Raw genomic sequence first — 2,284 nt, 5'->3', positions numbered from 1 at the left:
GCCGAAGGCTGCGATCTTTTCGTCTTTTGATTTTTTGCAAAGCAAGATCAAAAGATCGCACCTGCGGCAGCTCCTACAACCATCGTCGAATGGTTCTATGGGGCCGGCCCGGCTACAACGGGGTCATACAAAAACAACTATTCCACCGAGGTAAGAAAGATGAGTGCGGCTTCTCTGTATCCCGTTCGTCCCGAGGTTCTGGCCAATACGCTGACTGACGAGGCGACCTACAAAGCCATGTACCAGCAGTCGGTCGTCAACCCTGACGGTTTCTGGCGCGAGCAAGCCAAGCGCCTCGACTGGATCAAGCCTTTCACCACGGTGAAGCAGACTTCCTTCGACGATCACCATGTCGACATCAAATGGTTCGCCGACGGTACCCTGAACGTTTCCTACAACTGTCTCGACCGTCATTTGGCCGAGCGCGGCGATCAAGTCGCAATCATCTGGGAAGGCGACGATCCTTCCGAAAGCCGCAACATCACTTACCGCGAACTGCACGAACAAGTCTGCAAACTGGCCAACGCCCTGCGTGGTCAGGACGTGCACCGTGGCGACGTGGTGACTATCTATATGCCGATGATCCCTGAGGCCGTGGTCGCCATGCTGGCCTGCACCCGGATCGGCGCGATTCACTCGGTGGTGTTCGGTGGTTTCTCGCCGGAAGCGCTGGCGGGGCGGATCATCGACTGCAAATCGAAAGTGGTGATCACCGCTGACGAAGGCATTCGTGCCGGCAAGAAGATCTCGCTGAAGGCCAACGTCGATGACGCGCTGACCAACCCGGAAACCAGCAGCATCCAGAAAGTCATCGTGTGCAAGCGCACCGGTGGCGACATCAAGTGGAACCAGCATCGCGATATCTGGTACGAAGACCTGATGAAAGTGGCGGGCACCGTCTGCGCGCCGAAAGAGATGGGCGCTGAAGAAGCGCTGTTCATCCTGTACACCTCGGGTTCGACCGGCAAGCCGAAGGGCGTGCAGCACACCACCGGCGGTTATCTGTTGTACGCGGCAATGACCCACGAGCGCGTGTTCGACTACCGTCCGGGCGAAATCTACTGGTGCACCGCCGACGTCGGCTGGGTCACCGGTCACAGTTACATCGTCTACGGCCCGCTGGCCAATGGCGCGACCACCGTGCTCTTCGAAGGCGTGCCGAACTACCCGGACATCACCCGGGTGGCGAAGATCGTCGACAAGCACAAGGTCAACATCCTCTACACCGCACCGACCGCGATCCGCGCAATGATGGCGTCGGGTACCGCTGCTGTTGAGGGCGCGGATGGCAGCAGCCTGCGTCTGCTCGGTTCGGTGGGCGAGCCGATCAACCCGGAAGCCTGGGACTGGTACTACAAGAATGTCGGCAAGTCACGCTGCCCGATCGTCGATACCTGGTGGCAGACCGAAACCGGCGGCAACATGATGAGCCCGCTGCCGGGGGCGCATGCACTGAAGCCGGGTTCGGCGGCACGTCCGTTCTTCGGCGTGGTACCGGCGCTGGTCGACAACCTTGGCAACATCATCGAGGGCGAGGCTGAAGGCAATCTGGTGATTCTCGATTCGTGGCCGGGTCAGGCGCGCACCTTGTATGGCGATCATGACCGCTTCGTCGACACCTACTTCAAGACGTTCCGCGGCATGTACTTCACCGGTGACGGTGCGCGGCGTGACGCCGATGGTTACTACTGGATCACCGGGCGTGTCGACGACGTGCTCAACGTCTCCGGCCACCGCATGGGTACCGCCGAGATCGAAAGCGCGATGGTCGCCCACCCGAAAGTCGCCGAAGCGGCGGTGGTCGGTGTGCCGCACGACATCAAGGGGCAGGGCATTTATGTCTACGTCACCCTGAAGAATGGCGAAGAGCCGAGCGAGCAACTGCGCCTGGAGCTGAAGAACTGGGTGCGCAAAGAGATCGGCCCGATTGCTTCGCCGGATGTGATCCAGTGGGCGCCGGGGCTGCCGAAGACCCGTTCGGGCAAGATCATGCGGCGGATTCTGCGCAAGATCGCCACGGCGGAGTACGAAGGGCTGGGCGATATCTCGACCCTGGCGGACCCGAGTGTGGTGCAGCATTTGATTGATACGCACAAGACGATGAATGTGGCTTAAGGCTGTCTGATGCATTGAAGAGCCCTGTCCGGTGATGCCGGGCGGGGCTTTTTTGTGTCAGATGGTTTTGTGGTGGTTGTGCCGGCCTCATCGCTGGCAAGCCAGCTCCCACAGGTTTTCGAGGTGTGAACGGGATTTCAATCTCAATCGAAATCCCTGTGGGAGCTGG

General features: G+C 59.9%; 1 protein-coding gene. It reads left to right on the top strand.

All coding sequences use genetic code 11. The features are described from left to right. Positions 1 to 159 precede the first annotated feature (159 nt). Entirely contained in the window at positions 160 to 2,115 is a 1,956-nt protein-coding gene (gene acs / locus HT737_RS07865) for an acetate--CoA ligase (RefSeq protein ID WP_047295856.1), read from the top strand. The last annotated feature ends 169 nt before the right edge of the window (positions 2,116 to 2,284 follow it).

Origin of the sequence: Pseudomonas sp. MD195_PC81_125 (assembly GCF_014060985.1) — a bacterium.
GTDB classification, from domain to species: domain Bacteria; phylum Pseudomonadota; class Gammaproteobacteria; order Pseudomonadales; family Pseudomonadaceae; genus Aquipseudomonas; species Aquipseudomonas parakoreensis.
The sequence above is the reverse complement of the archived record's forward strand: the minus strand, read 5'-3'. Positions and strand labels throughout refer to the sequence as shown.

Bases quoted from the DNA above. Each gene is read 5' to 3' on its own strand.
- acs (WP_047295856.1), top strand. From the start codon at position 160: ATGAGTGCGGCTTCTCTGTATCCCGTTCGTCCCGAGGTTCTGGCCAAT.